The organism is Flagellimonas sp. 389 (assembly GCF_018449435.1).
Taxonomy (GTDB): domain Bacteria; phylum Bacteroidota; class Bacteroidia; order Flavobacteriales; family Flavobacteriaceae; genus Flagellimonas.
Genome location: NZ_JAHCMU010000001.1, coordinates 357,757 through 380,472 on the forward strand (window position 1 = coordinate 357,757; position 22,716 = coordinate 380,472).

Annotated in this window: 12 protein-coding genes; 1 reads left to right on the forward strand and 11 read right to left on the reverse strand. The window is 39.9% G+C overall.

The window, feature by feature from the left end; translation table 11 throughout:
* Positions 1–7 precede the first annotated feature (7 nt).
* The 11 genes from KIM67_RS01570 to KIM67_RS01620 all read right to left on the reverse strand — a co-directional run bounded on the left by KIM67_RS01570 (position 8) and on the right by KIM67_RS01620 (position 19,799).
* The gene (locus KIM67_RS01570; protein ID WP_213829616.1) at positions 8–1,909 is read right to left on the reverse strand and encodes a hypothetical protein; all 1,902 of its coding nucleotides are present in this window, start codon (positions 1,907–1,909) and stop codon (positions 8–10) included.
* A gap of 45 nt (positions 1,910–1,954) precedes the next feature.
* Positions 1,955–2,791: an endonuclease/exonuclease/phosphatase family protein gene (locus KIM67_RS01575; protein ID WP_313788417.1), complete on the reverse strand. Its 837-nt coding sequence runs from the start codon at positions 2,789–2,791 to the stop codon at positions 1,955–1,957.
* On the reverse strand, positions 2,788–4,428 hold the full coding sequence (locus KIM67_RS01580) for a sulfatase (RefSeq protein WP_213829617.1): 1,641 nt from the start codon (positions 4,426–4,428) through the stop codon (positions 2,788–2,790). Before KIM67_RS01580 ends, KIM67_RS01575 begins: the two co-directional genes overlap by 4 nt.
* The gene (locus tag KIM67_RS01585; protein ID WP_213829618.1) at positions 4,425–5,330 is read right to left on the reverse strand and encodes an alpha/beta hydrolase; all 906 of its coding nucleotides are present in this window, start codon (positions 5,328–5,330) and stop codon (positions 4,425–4,427) included. Before KIM67_RS01585 ends, KIM67_RS01580 begins: the two co-directional genes overlap by 4 nt.
* Positions 5,331–5,337: 7 nt before the next feature.
* Positions 5,338–7,614, reverse strand: a complete 2,277-nt coding sequence (gene bglX, locus KIM67_RS01590; protein ID WP_213829619.1) for a beta-glucosidase BglX — start codon at positions 7,612–7,614, stop codon at positions 5,338–5,340.
* Between the two features lie 13 nt (positions 7,615–7,627).
* Complete coding sequence (locus KIM67_RS01595; protein WP_213829620.1) at positions 7,628–9,367, reverse strand: family 43 glycosylhydrolase; 1,740 nt, start codon at positions 9,365–9,367, stop codon at positions 7,628–7,630.
* A 45-nt stretch (positions 9,368–9,412) separates the two neighbouring features.
* Positions 9,413–10,798, reverse strand: coding sequence for a glucoamylase family protein (locus tag KIM67_RS01600; RefSeq protein ID WP_213829621.1), 1,386 nt, complete (start codon positions 10,796–10,798; stop codon positions 9,413–9,415).
* Positions 10,799–10,857: 59 nt separating this feature from the next.
* Complete coding sequence (locus tag KIM67_RS01605; protein ID WP_213829622.1) at positions 10,858–12,225, reverse strand: glucoamylase family protein; 1,368 nt, start codon at positions 12,223–12,225, stop codon at positions 10,858–10,860.
* A 1-nt stretch (position 12,226) separates the two neighbouring features.
* Positions 12,227–13,651, reverse strand: a complete 1,425-nt coding sequence (locus KIM67_RS01610; RefSeq protein WP_213829623.1) for a RagB/SusD family nutrient uptake outer membrane protein — start codon at positions 13,649–13,651, stop codon at positions 12,227–12,229.
* 17 nt (positions 13,652–13,668) lie between these two features.
* On the reverse strand, positions 13,669–16,785 hold the full coding sequence (locus KIM67_RS01615) for a TonB-dependent receptor (RefSeq protein ID WP_250149111.1): 3,117 nt from the start codon (positions 16,783–16,785) through the stop codon (positions 13,669–13,671).
* Positions 16,786–17,027: 242 nt separating this feature from the next.
* Positions 17,028–19,799: a Two component regulator three Y domain-containing protein gene (locus KIM67_RS01620; protein WP_250149112.1), complete on the reverse strand. Its 2,772-nt coding sequence runs from the start codon at positions 19,797–19,799 to the stop codon at positions 17,028–17,030.
* Positions 19,800–20,698: 899 nt separating this feature from the next.
* On the opposite strand from KIM67_RS01620, the gene KIM67_RS01625 reads away from it, so the two are divergent.
* The coding region (locus tag KIM67_RS01625) for a hypothetical protein (RefSeq protein ID WP_213829625.1) at positions 20,699–22,716 on the forward strand (2,018 nt) is incomplete at its 3' end.

Below are 22,716 nucleotides of genomic sequence, written 5' to 3' on the forward strand. Positions count from 1 at the left end.
ACATACTCTAGCTTATCTTTTCATATAGTGCTCTCGCTTCTTCATTCAACTTCTCTTCTTCAAGGACTTTTTTCAAAACTTTTGCAGCTTCGCCTCTTTTCCCTAAAGTCAAATAACTCCTGGCTACATCAACAGCCATTTCACTTTTCATTTCACCTTCGTTTTTTCTGAAGACAATAATCAAATTAATGGCTTCGGATAATTGGGTCACCTGCTTATTATCAGGTTCTTTTTTCCATAAATACTCAAGATACGGGATTGTCGCTTCAAAGGCATTTCCCTCAACTAAAGTTACCACTATTTTGTGGGCCATCGCTACCGTTCTATTTAATGAAAAAGCTTTTTTAAAATAGTGTTTAGCCTTATCCAATGCACCTAACTGTAATGCCAGTATTGCGGTTTGCGTATGAAAGCGTTCCTTCAACGGATACTCCAAAGCAAGATTCTCTGAAACTTTTAGTTGCCCTGCTTTATTTCCCAAGCGTCCATAATAGTTATATAATTCTGACATGGTCTCATCCCAACTTAATGTTCCTATCGCGAGCTTTCCTCCCAGCTTTTCAGGCACACTCATCTCATCCCTATTTATTGAGGGAAGCTCTTCAAAGAAGGGCCAACCTTCTTTCAGCTGAATTGTTTCATAATAACCTGCCAAAGAATCTACGGTTGTAACCGGCATTTGCTCTTTTAATTCATCCAATTTTAGAATGCGCTCTGGCTTTGTCCCGAACAATGCTTTATCAACTAGCGAAGCATAAAATGTATGACCCAACAATGCGTATCCATCAAGGTTGGGATGCACATGTTCCAGCAATAAATTGTTTCCGACAATACCATTCTTGGATGCATCTTGAAACTTTTTTTCCGCATCTACCAAGTAAAAATTTTGATGTCTGCTTGCCAATTCCTTTATAATCGTATTTATCGTATCTGGAGCCCTAAAGCGGAGCATATCATATTCTTTGGCCAATGAAAAGTGATTTTTAGCTTTCAAAAAATCTGAGGTTTCATAAGCTTTTATACCAAGTTCATATTGATGCTTTGCAGATTTTTCAATATTGATGCTATCGCTCACAAACGGAACCAAATCTTTCTCATTACTGAAAATGGTAGAAATAAAAACGGGGATGCTCTGCTCTTCCAATATAACTGCCATACTTTGGAGATTGGAACTAAATTGATGAACTCCTTCATGGAATCGTTCCGAGCCAAACGCAATCTGCCTATCGGCGACCATCTTTGCCATTAGTGTCTCCCTTTCTTCGGCTTTTTTATTAAAGAGGTTTCCAATACTACTTAAACCTGTTTCTGCCAATTGTACCAATCGATATTTTTTCAGGTTTAGTGCCATATTCACCATCCAAGGTCGCCTAGAAATCGAATTTACCGAACCAACACCCAAAGCTCCATAGTACTCGTTATGACCTGCATAAATCAAAACCGCATCAGGTTCATAATCGATAAGCTGCTTTGTAAAGTCCAACAAGGTATATGAATTTACAGCGGTCAAAGAGAGGTTGATGACCTCAACCTCTTCCTCTAAATAGGTTGTGTTGAGCGCATATTGTAACCAGCGATGAAACGATACGTTTTTTTGGTAAGGATAGCCTACCGCAGTGGAAGCACCCAAAACAAAGATTCGAGTAGTTCCACTGTCTTTTTCTTTTTTGAGCAATTCATAATATCCAGAAGTTGCATCTTCTCTGTTACCGAAATACTTTTTTGAAATATTGGGATTCATTACCAAAAATTCAGGATTGCCCTTTGCTTGGACAAACAATGGATAATCGGTTCCATAGTTGACGACCCGCAGTGCAACCTCAACCAGAAAAAGCAGCAAAAACACTAAAAGTATTGCTGCAATCTTAAAAAGCAATATTTTTCTTTTTTCTAATTTCTGGGCCTTCAATTTTTCCTGAATTAAAGATTATGTTTATACCATTCCTTATCCAAACTACTTCACCAACAAGCTGGCATAAACAGGTAAATGGTCTGAAGGATACTTGCAATCCTTTGAATCGCTTAGAATAGCGCTTTTTATTACCTCAAAATTATGGGTATCCGTAAAAATGAAATCTATTCTGCGCGTAACAGGTTTTGTAAAATCAAATCCGTTAAATGTGCCTTCAGGTCCATGGGCATTTTTTCCAGCAGCTATATGGGCATCCTGCAACTCTTCCAAAATAAGCTGTACGCCTACACTGGCAGTTTCCAAATTAAAGTCTCCCATCAAGATAGCTGGGAGTTGTTCTGTATTCCGCGCTTTTATTTGCTTCAGAATTAATGCAGCACTTTCTTCCCGCGCCTTGGTTCCAACATGGTCAAAATGTGTATTGAATACAAAAAACTCCTTTCCGTTTTCCTTACTTTTAAATTTCCCGTAGGTACAAATACGCTTGATCGCAGCATCCCAACCTTTCGATGGCTTTTCAGGAGTTGTAGAAAGCCAAAAAGTGTTGTTTTCTAAAAGCTCCAGTCTATCTTTATCATAGAAAATTGCACAAAACTCTCCTTTGTCGTCACCTTGGTCACGTCCTACTCCTGTAAAAGCATAATCATCCAGTCCGTTCTCAATATCCTTTAGCTGATGGATGAGCCCTTCTTGGGTTCCAAAGACATCAGGCGCATAAAAGTTAAGCTGTGAGATAAGAAAATCTTTTCTCTGGTCCCAACCGTTTATGCTATCCCTTGGATTATCATATCGTATATTGTAGGTCAGCACGTCCAATTGTTGACCAAGGACAATTTGCGAAATTAATAGCAGGTTAAAAAAGATTGTTATTTTCATCATTTTGTTTTGCCGCGTAATCTTTCAAATGCTTCATAGGCCCTATCCACTTTTTCCTTGGGAGCCTTTTCGAATTCTTTCTCCGTAACCTTATAATATTTTTGAACGCTATCCAGCTTTTTATGCATAGCATCAATTACCCCTGAATAGGATTCTTTGTCAATTAAGTTAATCAATTCTTGTGGGTCTTTTTCCAGATCATAAAACTCCCAAGAATCGATATCATCATAAAAGTGTATGAGTTTGTAACGCTTGGTGCGGATACCATACTGTTTTTTTACCATATGAAAAGCAGGATAATCGTAATAGTGATAATAGACCACATCCCTAAAATCTCCTTCTTTCATACTACCATCCAACAATCCTTTGAAGGATTCCCCTTGCATTTCGCTGGCAAATTCAGAGGCATTGGCAAAATCCAAAAAGGTCTGGGCAAAATCCAGGTTTTGGGTAAGCGCCTCAACTTCGGTGCCCGGTTTGATTCTACCGGGTAATTGCATCACCAATGGCATTCCCATAGATTCTTCGTACATAAAACGCTTATCGAACCATCCCTTTTCACCCAGATAGAACCCTTGGTCCGAGGTGTAGACCACCAACGTATTTTTATCGAGCCCGTTGTCTTCCAGATAATCCAAAATCCTACCTATACCCTCATCCACAGCTGCGATAGTCGCCAAATAATCCTGGAGATAGCGTTGCCCCTTCCATTCGGCCAGTTCTTTCCCCTTCAAATCAGCCTTGTGGAAGGCATTGTTTTTTGGCAGATAGGCCTCATCCCATTGCTTACGCTGTTCTTGTGACATACGCTCAAAATCGGTCGTCCATGGGTTATGCGCCAATTCGGCACTTCCATGTTCCAATGTCATTTTTAGGTCATGGCCTTCGTACATGTCCTTATAAATGGTCTGTTGTTGTTCTTTGGCAGCTTGTTGGTTCTCAAAATCTGGGAAATAGGTATCTGGTAACGGAAATTGTACGGAATCATACTTATTGGCATGTCGTAAGGCGGGCATCCAATTTCTATGAGGGGCTTTATGGTGAACCATCAAAAAGAAAGGTAGGCTGTCTGTTCGTTTATGCCGCAACCAATCCAACGCATCGTCGGTTATAATATCCGTTGTATAACCTTCTATTCGGGTGGTATCTCCATTTTCTATAAAATCTGGATTGTAGTAATTTCCTTGATCAACCAATATTTTAGCATAGTCAAACCCTTCGGGACTACCGTGTAAGTGCCATTTCCCTGTAATTGCAGTTTCATATCCCGCCTTTTTCAACATCTTGGGCAAGGTTGGTTGACTTCCATCAAAACGCTCACCATTTTGTCGAAAACCATTTATGTGATTGTGCTTTCCGGTCAATATTACGGCTCGGCTAGGCCCGCAAATGGAATTGGTACAAAAATTATTTCTGAAAATAGCTCCGTTTTTAGCAATTCTGTCAATGTTTGGGGTAGGTGCCAACTGACTCAGTTCATGACCGTAAGCACTAATTGCCTGAAGCGCATGATCATCCGACATGATGAACAGAATGTTTGGAGGTTCGTCCGCTATTTCTTCCTCCGTTGCTTTGTTTTTGCACCCCACTACAAACAATGAGAATATCACTACCAATACTAATCTGTCGCACTTTCTCATTGGTTTCTTCCAATTTCTATTTTTGATTGAAGCATTTCTCCTCTAATAATTGTTTTTTCAACAAATTCAGCTATCATATCAGCATAAGCATAGGCCAAATTCGCCCAATCATGATTACCAACAGGGTCAACTGCCAATAGGTATGAAGTATTTAAATCCTTCAGCTTTTCAGCCATACTTTCTGGACCGTCAAGTAGTAGATAGCCTGGTTTTTCTATATCGCAATAATGATGTGGTGCCGTGGCATAAGGAACAAGCTTATCTTTTGTGCCATGGAAAAATAGGGACGGAATCGCCGTCTCCTTTGTGATATATGTTGCATCCACAACAGCTCCAGAAAAGGAAATGACCCCAGAAAAACTTATTTCTCCATATGGCAATTTTTTAAACTGATATTGATTTTTCATAAAAACCGTATTCAACACCGCTTCGGCTCCCGCACTGCTCCCAGCCAAGATGATAGTATTTGGGTCTACCTTTAAATCCGAAGCGTTTTTAAGTAAAAAATCGGTGGCTTTTAAAATATCTTCTGTAGCTGCCAAAAAAGTCTCTATTTTTTCTTGGGCAGGAACCATACATCCAAAACCTTTGTTCTTTCTCAAAAGTCGATAGCTCATCGAAGCAACTACATAACCTTTTTCCGCCATCGCTGTGCAGAACTTTTTTTCCAGTGGATTGTCGCGCTTTCCACTGCTAAACCCTCCTCCGTGTACCAGTAAAATCAAAGGTCTATTTTCGATATCATCCTTTTTTGAAGCGTAAACATCTAGTTGCAACGTGTCTGAATAGGTATGGGTGGTCGTCTCTATTTTAGAAAAAATAGCATCCACATAACGTGTTTGTGCCGTCGCGGATACAAAACTGAACAGTACTATGAAAGCGGCTATAATTCTAAATTTCATGAATATCCTATTTTAACGTGAAGGATGTTTTGAGCGATGCATTGGAATCCGTTCCCACAAAAACTTCAAAATCTCCAGGTTCCAAAATAAATTCCAAGTCGCTGTTATAGAACTTTAAATCATCAGGGGACAAGGCTATCGTTACCTTTTTACTTTCACCTTTCTTCAGAAAAACTTTATTGAATCCTTTTAATTCCCTCATTGGCGGTGTGATGCTACGTACTACGTCCCTAAGATATAGCTGCACCACTTCCTCACCGTCGTAATCACCAGTATTGGTCAATGTAACGGTCGCTTGTACGGATTCTCCCTGACCAATTTTAGTTTTATCCAAAACCAAATCCGAGTACTTGAATAAGGTATAGCTAAGTCCATAACCAAACGGAAGTAATGGGGTATTCTCCACGTCCAAATAGTTCGATTTGAACTTTTGAAATTCATCTTTTAGCGGAGGTCTCCCTGTATTTTTTACACTGTGATAAATAGGTATTTGCCCCACATTTCTGGGCCAGGTTGCGGTTAGTTTTCCTGAAGGATTGTAATTCCCAAAAACCACATCAGCAACAGCATTCCCAGCTTCTACACCCGGATGCCATACCTGCAAAATGGAAACGGGCATATTGAACTCTTCTGGAATGGTCAATGGTCTTCCGCTCATCAAGACCAATACGACCGGTTTCCCAGTAGCAACCAATTCCCTGATCAATTTTTTCTGACTTTCAGGAATGGAAATATCCGTTCTACTTGCTGCTTCACCACTCATTTCTGTTGCTTCACCAACAACAGCAACGACAACATCCGCATTGGCAGTAGCTTGCATCGCTTCTTGCAATAATTTATCAGGAGATTTTTTATCAATTACAATTCTGAGGCCAAAGACATTCACCTTTTTTGCTAATTCAGGGTCATCCGAAATATTGGCTCCTTTGGCGTATGTTATAGTAGCATTGGGCACAACATTTTTAAAACCCTCTAAAATGGTTACCGCCAATCTTGTGTCCCCCGTAGGTGCCCATGTACCCAGCATATTGTTTCGGCTATCTGCTAAAGGTCCTACTAATGCTATTTTCACATCCTTTTTTAAAGGCAATACCTGATTATGATTTTTAAAGAGCACAAAGGAACGTGCAGCAATTTCCCTTGCCGATTTCCTGTTTTCAGGGGTCAAAATATCCTTCTTCGGTCTTTTTTTATCAAGGTAACGATAGGGATCATCGAACAATCCCAGTTTGTATTTAGCTTCCAAAACACGTCGACAAGCGTTTGTGATTTCCATTTCGGTTACTTTTCCTTCGTCATATGATTTTTTCAATGTGGTCAAAAACCCTTCTCCCACCATATCCATATCCAGTCCCGCCTTTAATGCCAAAGCCGATACTGCTTGCAAATCACCAAGACCATGGGCAATCATTTCATTTAAGGAGGTATAATCGGAAACGACCATTCCATCAAAACCCCAACGGTCACGAAGCAAATCGGTGAGCAACCATTTGTTTCCCGTAGCGGGCACGCCATCCACATCGTTAAAAGAACTCATGACCGTTCCTACACCAGCATCTATAGCAGCTTTATAAGGAGGAAGGTATTGGTTGAACATTCTGGTCCGGCTCATATCCACGGTATGGTAGTCGCGTCCCGCTTCGGAAGCACCGTAAAGGGCAAAATGTTTTACACAGGCCAACATGGTATTAGGGGCCATAATATCTTCGCCTTGGTATCCCTCCACCATAGTTTTGGCAATGGCAGCACCTAGAAATGGGTCTTCTCCCGCTCCTTCGGCTATACGGCCCCAACGAGGATCTCTCGCAATGTCGACCATGGGTGAAAAATTCCAATTGATACCATCTGCGGTAGCTTCGGTAGCTGAAATACGTGCCACTTTTGCTATCAAATCCATATCCCAACTGCTTGAAAGTCCCAACGGAATTGGAAAGGTAGTTTTGTAGCCATGGATAACATCGGAACCAAAAAGCAATGGTATTTTTAAACGGGTATTGTTAACAGCAAGTTCTTGGGCTGTCCGTACGCTTTCTGGACCTGAAACCCCGAATAGGCCACCCACCTGCCCCGCTTTTATTTTTTTCTCTACATTCTTGCTCACCACGGAACCGGTAGCAACACCCCCGCCTGGGGTCAATAAATTCAATTGTCCTATTTTCTCTTCCAGGGTCATTTTCTCTAAAAGTGCTTCAATCTGAGGGGTACGTTCCTGAGCTTGTATAGCTATTACACCAATAAGGAAGATGAAGATGCGTAAAATATAAGTAGGTCTTTGATATTTCATATGTATTCGATTATTATTCTATTATTTCGATTTTTGATTGTTCGGAAACGCCATTTTCGTTGAAGGCTTCTACCGAGAAGTAATATTTTTGATCCGTGTTCAATGATTTTATTTCTAGATCTGTTTTATCGTAGACCAACCAAGAACTGTATAATTTATCGGGAGCAATACCCCATAAAACATTGTAACCTTGAGCTCCCTTGACCGCATCCCAAGTAACCAGCGCGCCTCTTCTTTTATCATGACGTTCAACGACTAGCTTTTTTACCGATTTGGGAGCTTTGCCAAATCCATTTCCAAAAACACGTATGTCCGAAATGGATAGATGAGGTGTAGGCACATGGATATTTTGATAGCGTATGTATCTTGCTTTTTCCGGGTTATTGAGGGCTACATAATCATTGGGAACGTCTCTTTTATTTTGGCTTTGATCTACAATGGTTTTCCATTCCTTTCCATTACCTGAAGCTTCAACGGTATACTGATGGTACAAGCCTGGAATTTTACCATACATGTCCGATTTATAATCATTATAATTTATTTGTACCGCACGGATTTCCATAAGTCTTCCCAAATCGATTTCAACCCATTGGGTGTCGTTTGTGTTTTCTGCCAACCAAAACGTTTTTACGTTTTCATCCACTAGATGACTGGCTGGATATTCTTCGGATTGGGAAGATGCTTTTACAGGTTTTTTATACGAAAGCACCATCCATCCTGTAAACTTGCCCTTTTTATCCTTTGTTGATGGAGCATAGTGCGGATAATCGCCAAAACGGGTATTGGAATACAGGAGTCCATCAGCATCAAGATAGGTGGGAAACATTCCTATACGTCTTTCCCAACCCACGTTCACATTCACCGCCATTGAGGAAAAATGCCACAATTGGTCATCGGGCCCAGTTACTGTACTACCATGACCAGCACCATTGATGAACCCTCCTGGTTTATATGAAAAAGGGTTATTCGGGGCATATTCAAAAGGACCTAAAGGAGAATCGCCAATATAAACACCATCTCCATACACATCGAATTCTGTACCAGGAGCACCATACTGCAAATAGTATTTGTCATTGAACTTGTTCATCCATGGACCTTCTATGTAACCACTCAAAATGGTATCCCGGTGGTTTTCACCAAAACGTTCCCAACCGTGTTTTTCTGGCTCTAAATTAAAGAGCTCATGAATTTCATTGGAAGGGCGAAATTTTTTGTTTTTATCGAGTTTTTCTGCTCGAATCGGAAATTTGTTTGATGATCCCCAGTAGATATAGCCTTGGTCGTCGTCATCGATAAAAAGTGCCGGATCTTGTAAACGATGTAAAATAGCAGGCGTAGCTTTCCATTCGCCACTTTTAGGGTTTTCCGAGTATAAAACACTCATGGAACCTGATGGGTTTCCTGCCATATATAGCACCGAATCCTTATAGTTATGGGCCGCAGGTGCGTTGGAACCTTGAAAATACCATTGCTTAGGCCGGATAAACTCCCATTCATCCATATCTTCTGAATGCCAATATCCCATGGACCGTGTAACAAACATGTAATATTCATCCTTAAAGCGCACCACTGCAGGATCGGCCCCAGAGCGATAGGACAAATCTTTATGGGCATTGTAGATCATGTAGGTGTAATCCAGATTTATGGGATTACAATAGGTTTTAGTTGTTTCCTGTCCAAAAGACCCAACAGATATTAAGAGTAAAAATATTGTCGATGTAGTTTGTTTCAATTTTAGGAATGTGTGTTTCATATCTTACTTTTTTTCATCAAAAACCTTACCATTTTAAAGCGTTAATCAATACGTAAAACCAAGTTTATCCAAACCCTTTTGAACGTCTTCGTTTTGCATAAACAGATTCCATAAAAGACCTGTTCTATAGTTTTCAATCATGATTATCTGAGGTCCTTGATCAATGGCCAAATACGCTTCGGCAACCCAATAATTGTGTTGCGGACTATAAGCATCGTAAAATCCCGCCGGTCCCAAAAGCATATCTTTCAACCTATAGAATGTTTGCATGGCCCTGAGGGATTCTTCAGGTGTGTAAGGGATAGAACTTATGGCCGCGGTAGGAGAAATTACCCCTTGATCATTAGCAGGACTATGTGCGGTATATCCAATACTTCCATCATTATTCCTGGTATAGCTGGCAGTAAGTCCCCAAGTATCTGGTCCATAATCACGATATCCCAAAGGGTTCTCAACACAGTATTGATAATTAATCCTGGAGTGGTTTACGTTTACGGCTCCATAATCGGCATATGCATCGGAGAGGCCATTCGGGTTCAATCCCAAATAGGAATAGTGCGCCCAGAAAAGGGGACCTCCAAATTGTGGGGAGCCAGGATGGTTTACTAAAATTGGTATGTCATATTGAACATTGGATGAGACCATACCTCCATTCGATGCCCACCCATTGTCATAGACTTCCTTTGCAATGCTATAATCTGGAGATGCAGCGGCAAGGATATAAGTAATCAAGGTTTCATTATATCCCTTTAGTTGTAAATTGATGGCAAATTCGTTTTGGGGACTCCAATGCCAATACAAGGTATTTTGGCCTTGGGTATACCAGTTCCATTCCACTCCTTTCCAAAGTGCATCTGCTTTTTGTGCCAATAATACCTCCTCTTCGTTTCCGTTTTTGAAATACTCTTTTATGCAAATAAACCCTTGGGCCAAAAATGCTGTTTCCACCAAATCTCCCCCATCATCCAACGGACTAAAGGGAATGACTTTTCCGGTACTTCCACTTAACCAATGCGGCCATGCACCATGAAACCTATCCGAAGTTTCCAAAAAAGCTACTATTTGTTCTAAACGTTGAAGTCCTTCTTCCCTACTGATCAGATTTCTTTCTATTCCCACCAGAATGGACATCAATCCAAAACCAGTTCCACCAATAGCAACTGTGCCTTCTCCCAAACCAGGTTCCGAAGGGTGGTAACGTTCCCTTGCTGCACCAGAATCAGCATCCGCAAAATCCCAGAAGTATTTGAAAGTTAGTTCTTGCACCAAATCCATAAGTTCTTTATCTGGGATAGGTTCTGGTTCTGGCTCGGTTACGGGATCAACAGGCTCGGTAGGATGGTCAATCGTACTTACCTCATCAGTTTCATCATTACTGGAACATCCACAAAGTATGAAAAGAGCGCACAGTATATATAGCTTTTTTACCATTTCTGAGTATACTTTGTTTTGCTTCCAGTCTGAACAAATTCTTTATTTGTTGTATTGATTTAGTTTGATGATGTAAACCCAAGCTTTTCTAAACCTTTCCGCACATCTTGGTTTTGCATAAACAGCTTCCAAAGAAGTCCAGTCCTATGATTTTCGATCATAACGGGAATCGGACCTTGGTCTATGGCCAAATAGCGTGGCACATACCAATCTTCTTCTAAACTGAATGCATCGTACGGACCATATTTTCCAATAAGGGAGTCCTGTTCTTCGTACATAAACCGTAAAAAGCGCAGACTTTCTTTTGGAGTATACGGCATGGATGAAAGTGCCGCGGTGGGTGAAATCACGCTAATATCCTTGTCCGGTCTGTGCGCCGTATAGCCGTTTATGGAGTAGCTAGAGGTAAGTCCCCAACATTTTTCACCATAACCTTTAAAATCATTCGGATTCTCAACACTATGCCTGTAGTGGATAAGTGCATGATTCTGGTTCAGTTTCCAATAATCTCCAAATTGATCTTTTAATCCTTTTGGATTCAATCCCAAATGGGAGTAATGTGCCCAAAAAAGTGGTCCCACGGGAGAATTCCCTCCTGGGTAATGGTCCAGTTCTGTATCAAGGTCATAATACGTAGTACCATTTGAAATATCCCCGTTTCTTGCCCAACCTTTCGTATATACTTCTTTGCTAACGGGATGCGTGGGGGACGATGCAGCCAAAACGTACATGATAAGTGCTTCGTTATAGCCCATCACCTTAAAATTCATTTTCCACTTATGGTTTGGGGACCAATGCCAATAGAGGGCATTCTTGCCACCTTTGGTATACCAATCCCATTCTACTTCCTCCCAGAGTTTTTGAATCGTTTCCACAAGTTGTTTTTCCCTTTCGTTCCCATCTTTGAAATATTCTTTGACCGTCAACAATCCCTGAATCAGAAATGCAGTTTCCACTAAATCTCCACCATCGTCATGTTTGCTAAAGGGTGCTGTTTTTCCTGTTGGTATTAACCAGTGTGGCCAAGCTCCATGAAAACGGTCTGCTTTCGTGAGAAAATCAATGGTTGTTTCATAGCGTTCCAAAGCTTGTTCACGTGTAATGAAACCTCTTTCAACACCAACCAAAATTGCCATCAATCCAAATCCCGATCCACCTATGGTCACAATATCCTTATCATGTTCGGGGTATACATTGTCCAAATGTATTCTTTCACGGGCAAGTCCCGATATTGGTTCGGCACCTTCCCAGAAATAGTCAAAGGTTTGCCGTTGTACTTTGTCCATCAATTCCTTATCCGTATAAGAAACAGTTGTGGCGGTATTTTCAGCGGTATTTTTTTTAGTTTTCGGGCCATTGCACCCCGCTACTAAAGATGCAACAGCCGAAAAAACTAAAACTAACTTAACTACTAATTTGTTCCCCATACTACCAACCTGGGTTTTGCGTCATTTCTGGGGTTTGTATCAATTGATCGTTTGGTATGGGATAAAGCTCATGTTTTCCTACTTCAAAAGGTTTTCCATGTGCGGTCATTACTTCTGCAGCTCTTCCTTGGCGCAAAAGATCGTACCAACGATCGTGCTCCATGGCTAGTTCTAACCTGCGCTCTTTCCAAATTGCCAAGCGCAATGCTGATTGATCAGTTGTAGTAACATTGGCTAAACTCACCCTATTTCTAACCCTATTTAAAGGTGTTAAAGCGTCCGATGATTGCCCCAGCTCGTTCAATGCTTCTGCACGAATCAATAAAATTTCTGCAAAGCGAAGGATACGGATATTCTTATCCCCATCAGCCTGACCTGCATTGGCACTGGAATATGCTTTTTCATTATATCTTGGGTTTTCTACTGCCGGGTCAATTATACGGCCATCAAATAAAACCTCCCCAGCAAAAATAATAGTAGCATCTCGACGAATGTCATCGCCTTCATCATTAAATGCATTCAAAAGGTCTTCAGAGGGGGTGTTAAATCCCCAACCAAAACCACCAGCACCCCTGGCACCTTGAGTAGAAGAATATTGCTGTATGCCGTGTGCCACGATTTCACCTCTACCTTGAAGCTCAAAAATAGATTCGATTCCATTTTCCGTGGAAGCCCTCCAGACCGTTGCATAGTCAGGTTCAAGATCGTATTCTCCAGAGTTAATAACAGTATTGGACATATCTGCAGCCTCCTGCCACTTTTCTTGATAGAGATACACTTTTGCCAACAATGCCTGTGCGGCACCTTGTGTTGCTCTTCCTAGGTCTGCAGCAGCATATTCACTTTTTAAGGGCAAATCAGCAATCGCTTCAGTAAGATCCTGTTCTATATATGCATAAACTTCTGATACTGGTGCCCTATCTATTAAGCTGACGTGCTGTAATGGTATATCACCGAAAGAACGTACTAACCAAAAATAATTCAACGCTCTTAAGAATTTGCACTCCGCAATCAATCGTGTTCTTAAATTCTCATCGATAGGTTCGAATTCTTCGGTAAACTCAATTGCAAGCGCAGCTCGCCCAATGGTTTTGTACCACTGTGTCCACATAGATCTCACAGATGGTGTCGACACATTATGGGTTAGTCCATCAAGAAGATTTTTGTCCGTTCCCGTATCCGTAGGGGCACTTCCCTTATCCGCATTATCTGAAATTATTTCAGTAATCCCCAAAAAGGAAAACGCATAAGCAAAATCGGTATGTCGTCCATATACTCCTGTAACAAATTGAATAGGTTGAAAATCTTCCCCACTTTCTTCAGCAGTAGGTCTTACAACTTCTACTTCTTCGACAAAGTCGTCGCAGCCGATTAGGCCTAATATTCCAAAAAGGCCAATACATATGTTATTTATATAAGTTTTCATATCAGTTTTTTTTCAAGTTAGATTTGTACATTAAGTCCCATGATAAACGTACGGGTTGTAGGGTACGCCGAAAGCTCTATACCTGCCTCTTCCCGAGGCACTCCATTTCGATTTATTTCTGGAGTGAACCCTGAATAATTAGTGAACATGAAAGGGTTTTGGGCAGTAACGTATATTCTGGCCCTATTCAAAAAACCAAGGCCTTGAATGGTATATCCCAGTGTGATGTTATTTATTCTGAAAAAATCACCATCTTCTAACCAGTATGATGAAGCGAAAGCATCACGTTCTGCTCCGGGAGCAGAGTTGGTTGAGCCTTCCCCTGTCCATCGATTATTAAAGGTTTCCAAGGTTATGTTTTCCCCTCCAAGTCTGGTGTTTGCGAGGCCATTGTAAATTTTGTTACCGCCTACACCAAATCCATCGATACTAAAGTCGAATTGTTTGTAGTTAGCACCAATGCTTACTCCATAGTTAAATGTGGGTATGTAAGATCCAAAGAATTTTTTATCCCTGTCATCGATGACCCCGTCATCGTTTTGGTCTTTGTAACGTAAATGTCCTGGCAGAGGGTCACCAAACGCAGGGTTGTTATCTATTTCTTCTTGTGTCTGCCAAACGCCATCTGCCTCAAACAACCACCATGCAAAAATTGGTTGTCCATCTTCAAGTCTCTTGGTTATTTGCCCATTAGCAAGTCCACCTCCAGTTTCGCCATCAAATCCTTCAACAACATTTTCTACCCTGTTTTTATTTGTAGAAAAATTGACACTAACGTTATAACTGAAATCGTCACTTATTTGATCTTTCCAATTTACCAATACCTCCACTCCTGTATTCGAAACTTCTGCGGCCTGAGCTAAAAAATTTCCTTCTGCCTGAGAATTCAATATGTTCTGTACATTGATTATAGCATTGGTATTTCTTCTATTGTAATAGGCAAATGTTCCCGATAATTTTCTATCCAAAAGCGCGAAATCCAATCCAGCCTCCACTTCTTCCGTAACCTCCCATTGCAGCGGAAATACCGGACTACCAAAGGCAGCTCCAAAAATCAATTCTTGTGTAGGTCCAAAAACATAATTTGTATTTGTATTTGCCCCTGAACTTGAACCATTGCTTAATATTTGCTGAACATTTATGGGTACATTAGCGTTTCCTAATTGCCCCCATCCAGCAAAAACCTTTAAGAAGTCTAATGTATTGTTATCTTTTAAAAAGTTTTCTTCGCTAATAGTCCATCCAACACTGACTGCTGGGAAATTGTCAAAGAAATTTTCACCTGTAATAAAATCACTTGTACCATCTCGTCTAATCACTCCTCTAACAAAATATTTTTCTGCAAAATCATATTCCACTCTGGCAAAATAAGACTGAAGGTTCGTAGATTGATTAAATTCTTGATCCGCAGTATTTTCAAAAAGAGAAGATGCTCTATCACCTACACTTCTTAATCTAGGTTCTTCAAAAACATCAAAAGCTTCAACAGTCACTTCTTCCCTACCTCCAAAATTCTCTCGGCTCAACCCCGCTGTAGCTGATAAATTATGCTTGCCAAACGATTCGGTATATGTTAAAAATCCCTCTAAATTCCATCTAAAAAATTCCCTGTCCCTTACATTAAAGCGATTGTTTGCAAACTCGGTGGAAACAAACCCCTCATCATCAGGCACTCTTCCCGCTTCAAATTCCTCTATGGTTCTTCTTGGATCTGCATTCAACCATATCTCTCTTCTAGGTTCATAAACATTTCTTTTAGAAAAAAACTGCGTTGCGCCAAAACGACCTGTTGCGGTTAAATTTTTGGTGATATCCACTTCTGCTGCTATTTGGCCTTGGATGGTGGTAGTATTGATATTTTCATCGTTAAAGAACGCCTGAGCAACGGGATTTCCTGTATTTATCAATCTCCCGACCGATTCTCCTTCATTTGCCTCAAAACCTACAACACCTGTATCCTGATTTACAAAAGGCTGACCAAACCTGCCGTTATCATAGAAAACCGGTACCAATGGAGACTGTCTGTAGGCACCATTAAATGCCCCAAAAGGTTTTGGGGATTCATTCGTATAGGTTAAGTTTAAATTAGGTGTGATACGAACCTTATTGTCAAAAAGACGAAATGTATTATTGGTTCTTATACTCCCCCTACTATATTTATTATCTGGAAGTATCCCTTCTTCTTCATAATAATTGTAGCTCATGAAATAATCCACGGATTCCGTAGCTCCAGAAACCGAGAAATTGTTGCTTGTTAGACTTCCTGTCTGTAATAACTCATCATACCAATCTGTGTTATATCGCTGGCTTGACTGTAGCTGAAAACCACCCAATGCCGCACTTTCCTCATTAAAGTATTGGGTATATTGAGCACCATTTGCCATTTCTACCTGATTGAGCACGCTCCGCATTCCATAGAACGTATCAAAGTTGAACGATACCTTTCCTTTTTTTCCTTTTTTGGTAGTAATAAGAATTACCCCATTTGCAGCCCTAATTCCATAAATGTTTGCATAAGAAGCTCCTTTAAGAAATTCTATAGACTCAATATCCGTTGGATTGATACTTCTAATATCTTGTAGAGGCTGTCCATCTACAACATAAAACGGTTCCCTTCCGGCCTGTGCAGTGCCAAGACCCCTAACAATTACTGTAGGTGTTGCACCAGGTGCATCATTAGCAACAATATTGACACCTGCAACCTTACCTTGAATTGCCTGTGCAGCTGTCAAAGCCGGCTGTTTTGCAATTTCTTCTGCTTTAACGGAAACTACTGCACCCGTAATACTAGCTCTCTTTTGACTACCATAACCTACCACTACCACTTCATCTAATAGTTGTGAGTCTTCCTCAAGACTTACGTTAATTGTAGATTGACCGCTAACTGATACTTCTTGAGAGCTGAATCCAATGTAGCTGAATACCAATACGCCATCACTTGGAATATCATCTAGGACGTAATTTCCATCGAAATCTGTCTGAACACCGTTTGTCGTACCTTTTACGATAACATTGGCACCTGGCAAAGGCTGACCTGTGTTATCCAAAACAGTACCCGATACTGTCATGTTATCCTGAGCGAAAAACACTACAGGCAACATTAAAAACGAAATTAATAATAATACGCTTTTCATATTCATAATTCTTTAAAATTTGAGTTAGATAATTGCCAAATTAGCAAAATAGCTTTGCCTCTTATTTTATTCTGTATACATAACAACTACATCATTTACGAAAACGTTTGAAAAGGCATATTTCACGGGGAAAGTTGTAGTTCTATCAAAGTAAAATGATAAAATAATTAACAGTTTGATGTAGTGTTGATGTATTGAAGAAAATATGGTTTTTCAAAAAAACGTGATCTTTATGGTACTAATTAAAAGGTGATCAAAAAATTGGATAGATTTTCAGAGCCATCAATCTGTAGCTTTTTTCTGAGGCGATAGCGGTGTATTTCCACTCCCCTAACCGTTATGGCCATTAAAGGAGCAATCTCTTTTGTGGACAGGTTCATTTTAAGATATGCACATAATTTGAGATCCTTGGGGGTTAGTTTTGGATAGGCGGAAAGCAACCGTTCAAAAAAGTCATTATGTAATTCTTTAAAACTTACTTCAAACCTCTTCCAATCTTCTGTATCCTTGACGGAACTATTGAGCTTTCTTATAAAATTTCGATACCGTTGCGTGTTTGCAAATTTATCCTTATCCACCAACAACATATCTTTCAATTCTAAAAGCATCTCATTTTTCTTGGCGATATTCAAGGTAGTGCTTGCCAATTCATTTTGCTTAAGCTTGATTTCTTTTGCTAACTTTTCCTTTTCCAAAACAGCAAGCTTTTCTTCTTGCTCTTTTTGCATCTTATCTTCTAGCTCCCTTTGCTTTCGCATTAACTTTCTATGATTGTACCAGCGTATAAAAAATATGGAAAGTATAATCCCTAGTCCATAAAGCCCCAAACTCAGCCTTGATAAGTACCACGGAGAATCAATAGTAAGCGATAGGGTTTTTGGAGAGGATATGGTATTGTCCACACCCACCGTTGAAACCTTAAACTCATAATCACCGTAGGCTAAATTTTGAAAACTTATGGAACCATCTTCCACATATCCAGAATAATTTTGAGGTCCTCTCAACTCATAAAAATATCTGGGCTGAATCAATTTTGGCGTGGAAAATTCCACTTCCAATAGTCTTGAGTTCTTGAAAGACAGTTGAAACGCATACTGGTCCATTATTGGAATACGGATGCTTTCCCCTTTCAAAGAATTCAACTCAGGGATAGGAAGCTTATTTGAATCCAATTGTTTTCGAAGTTTTTTGGTATTGATTTTGGCAAATCCATCACTTAACACAATAAATGAAATGGAATCATTTATCCTAACAATATTGTGAGAGTCGGGCACCAATCGTTTTCTGAGGTTCAAATCGGTTATCACCAAGCTATCCGACTTTAAATCGGTATACATGATTTCCTTCATTTCTTCATTGGCCACAAACCAAAAATGACTGTCATCAAAATTTAAAATATCGTTCCCATTGAACTGTTGAAATTCTTTGAACAGCACAATTTCTCCCAAAATAGGATCATATTTATGCCATATGCCCCCAATGTTTAGCGTAATTTGGTTTTTAATTTTGTAAACTTTGATATTGTAGTTCGTAGGTATATCAATACCGTCAAACTGCTCTATCTTCAAAACGCTCTTGTAATCTTCATTCAAGTGAACACGATAAAAGCCTTTGTAAGGATGTACGGCCCATACTGTAGTTGGAGATTCAAAACATAGTTGCTTTATTGGAAAACCTATTCCTTCTACTTTGGTAATCTCCCAGGACCTATCTTCCAGTCGTTCATATTTAGCCAGTCCATTATAAGTTCCTTGAATGTAGGACGTGCTTCGCTCGGGAATTTTTATAATTTCATACCCTCCGGAGATGTTGGAAATCTTTTCCGTATTACCATTCTGAATTTTAAATGTTCCCGTATTATGACCGCATACTAAATTATCATCTATTGTTTCCAGATCCCAAACATGACCTTGGGTTCCATTGATAAACCTCAAGTCATGATCGTCAAAATAGAATACGCCCGTATTGCTGCCCAAGTAGAGTTTATCCTCAAAGATTTTAACATCATAGACAGTACCTAACGCTCCTGAGTTATCTGTGTAATATGTAATAGGACTATTAAGTTTTACCCTTCCAAGACCATTGTCGAGCCCAAGCCATAATTGGTCTTCATATTGAAACATGGAAAGCAATGTATTGTTTTGAAGACCGGAAGCTTTGTTTAGAACCCTTGATTCTTTTGTCTGAAAGTCATATAGATAAACTCCATTTTTTATGGTTCCAAAGGCAATTTTACCGTTATCGAGTTTTAGGATTTTGTTCAACTGATGCTTTTTGAGCTCCTCGTTCAAATCTTCGTTCCAGGAAATCAACTCGTCATTTTCAAAAAAATAACAACCATTCAATTTGGTTCCTACAATTAGTTTTCCGTCAACAACTGCAATATCAGTGACTGTCCTATTTAATAATTTCTCCTGGTTTTCTAGAGGAACCAAAGCATCATCTTGTAGTTCAAAAAGGCCACTTGTACTACTGGCAACAATCATTCTGTCATCATACCAAATAAAATCCGAAATGACCTCGCTAGGTTCTATAACCGTTATTGTATCATTTTTATAAATGTAAATTGATGAAAAGGACCTAAAAAAAATGGTGTCATCGACCGAGAGAATCTCCCAAAATTCTTCACTTGTGAATAAGTGGTCCTTTATTAAATGTGTCAAAGAAGTATATTCTAAGATTCCCTTCTTTTTTTTCCAAAAACCAAATTCCTCATACGATCCTGTGTAAATACGTTCGCCTACGGACAGTACAGAGCGTATAATTGTACTATTCGGTAATTTGTTGAGTGTCCATCGCTCACCATTAAAGTAAAGCATTCCCTTATTGTTAGCGACAAAGAGCTCTCCCTTAGAATTTACCGTTAAATCCCAGTTTTTACTCCCCCCTTGGTAATCAAGAATGTTGTAATTATAAACTGGTGGAAGTAAATTCTGACTGTATAAGGATATAGTTAAGCTGAAAAAGACAAAAATTGTAAACCAATAATGTAGTATAGTTTTTGGCAATATCATTCTGCTGTATTCTTCATGTAAAGTTTAAGGTAAGTAATTTTCCTATTCTACTTACTCGACTTTATTCATAGTCTTGTTGATACACGTTAAATGTAAAAAACTGGAGCCAATTAATACTATAAAGAGGTTTGCTTTTATTTGATAATGATTTGCCCTATAAAAATCACATGCAAGAACATTATACAAAAGTTCACACTTTTCTAAATATTGGGAATTAAAATCCCAGCCTTTGACCGAACCGTCAGTTCATAATAGGCATCCGTTAAACGAAACAAGGCATTCATAAGATTGGCCCTTTTTTGAAACTCAAGATACACTACGTTTGTATTGCAAATGAGCGTTAAAATAGAGTTTGGTTTAATTATTAGTATGTTTTAACGCAAAATTATGCAAGTACACTTTTTGAACTGTTGATCATAAAAGTGTTTAGTTTAGTTGAGGTTTCCATTACGCCAAGGAATTTCATATTGGTTCCTTGGTAGTAATGGATAAACTAAAATTGAAAACATCTCCCTATAAGTATATTTAAATAACCATCCAATTCATATCTAACGATTCATTAAGAATAGAAATGTTTGGTGTTCTCTTAAATTCTTAATGCGAAATGATGGTTTGACCACCAAGATATTTTCTTGGTGGTTTTTTATTATAAAGTGTTTGAACTTTTATAACTAAAATACACTTTGATTTAGAAGAATAATACTGTTAATAATAATAAGTATCCATAGAATCAAATGAATTGAAATTGTACAACCATGAATTCATTTACCCCATCCATCAATTGAAACAGGCTGTTCGTTGATCAATGAACTTGGGTTCAACAACTTATCCTTTACTTTATTATACCAAATCTATTTCTTGCCCCTAACCTCCAAGAAATCACAATAAACTTGACCGACATGATTAAATCTTTACATTTTTTGCCCAATAGACCAAAAACTGAAAAATCCTTTTCAGTCAAAGAATTTGACCGGTTTCACCAATACGTACCCATTATCCTGTTTGTCCTCATGGCACAAACAGCATTTGCACAGATTGAAGTAGATACCTGGTACACTGCGGATAGGGCCGTTAACACGGCCCCATTGCCCCCTGGCCAATTCTATCAATACACCCCATATGCCCCGGCAGATGGAACTCCCGTAACCACTTGGTACGATTTTGTTGATGGTGGACCCAGTTCTAATCAAAATGCGGTCCAACATCCCGCTGACCCGACACATTATCCCAATCCATGGAATGCGCTCATTGATCCTGGCTTTCAACATTCCTTCGGGCTTCCTACTTATCTACATCCCGCTGGTTCGGTGCCGGGCATACCCACTTTGCGAAGAAATAGTCTGAATTTTAATCCCGCTCTCGAATTTGATGGAAGCGGTAACGGCGAAGCCTTACATACGCGCCCTGTCTCCAGAGAAGAGATAACTGTTTTTATTGTCTTCAAGGCCCAGGGTTCGGGGAATACCGCAAAGACCCAAAGGTTGCTCTATGGAGGGGATATAGAGGCCTATCATAGTTCTACCACCAATCTTTCACTGGGAGTTTCAAATGGGAATCGATTTTCAGTGGGCAGGACCTGGAACGGGGGTTCCTTTTTTCAAAGTGGCGGCATAGATCTTATCGATCGTCCAACCGTTGGTGTGTTCATTAGAGATGTTGTAGAACCCATTGGGAGCCAACAAGAAGTTCTGGCAACAAGGGTAAATGGGCTCCAAGATATCTTAGAAATACGAAATCATAGCCTTGCAGAAAATGACCTTTATTTATTCAGCCGCCTTGGAAAACACTTTAATAGTGGTGGTGGCGATTCCGATAGTAATCTAACAGGCAGCATAGCAGAAGTTTTGATCGCGGATGGAGCACTCGATGTTAACTCCGTACAACGTGCAGAAAGCTATTTGTCCATAAAATATGGCATTACCCTCAATACAACTTCATTGGGAAGCACCTTTGGGAATCAAGGATACCAATACCTCGCTGCAGATGGAACCGTAATCTGGGATCCCGCTATAGATCCTGTATATCGGTTTGACATAGCAGGATTGGCCAGGGATAGATACCGGGATAACACTGGTGTTTACCCAGATTTACGATATAACCTACATCAACGTATTGCTAAAAGCGTAAATGACAATGCCTTGGTCACTATGTCTACAGACCCAAATTTCTCAGGTGACAACTTAGACCTAAGTAGACCCGAAATTCACAATACCTTTTCCGGCACTTCGTTGCACTCGTACCTTCATAACTATTTGATATGGGCCAACGATCGTGCAAGTTTAAATTCAACTAACGTAGAGCTACCTGCTTCAGGTGACATTACTTTGAGAATTTCCCGAGAATGGAAAATTCAAAAAACAGTTTCTCCGGGGGTCTTGCCAATTTCAGGGGTGAGCGTTCGGGTAGACCTTTCAGGTTCGGATATCTTAACCAATGATGCCTGTGGTATCCAACTCATGATAGATCGAGATGGAGATGGGAATTTCACGACTGGCATTATTGATTATGTAACGGCAACAGCTATAGTAGGTACCGATGCTTTTTTTGATAATGTTGATTTAGAACATTTGGACGTGTTCTCCATTGGTTTTGGGGACTTTACCGACCCAACGGCAAGTAATCCAAACCCCATAGATGTTTGTGGTACAGCACCAGCTCCAGACCCGTCCGTTGTCGACGATGAAGACGATAATTGTTCTGTGGACACCGTGGTCCACATCAGCGATGTGTCAGATGGTGGATTCAATCCTGAAATTATCACTCGTACATATAGAATAACTGACACCTCTGGCAATTTTGTAGATGTAGTACAGACTATTAATATTTACCCCTCTCCCGATGCAGGGACCGACGGGAGCCTCGCCATATGTGAGGGCGATACCGTGAGCGCCGCTGACCTCTTCGCACAGCTCGGCGG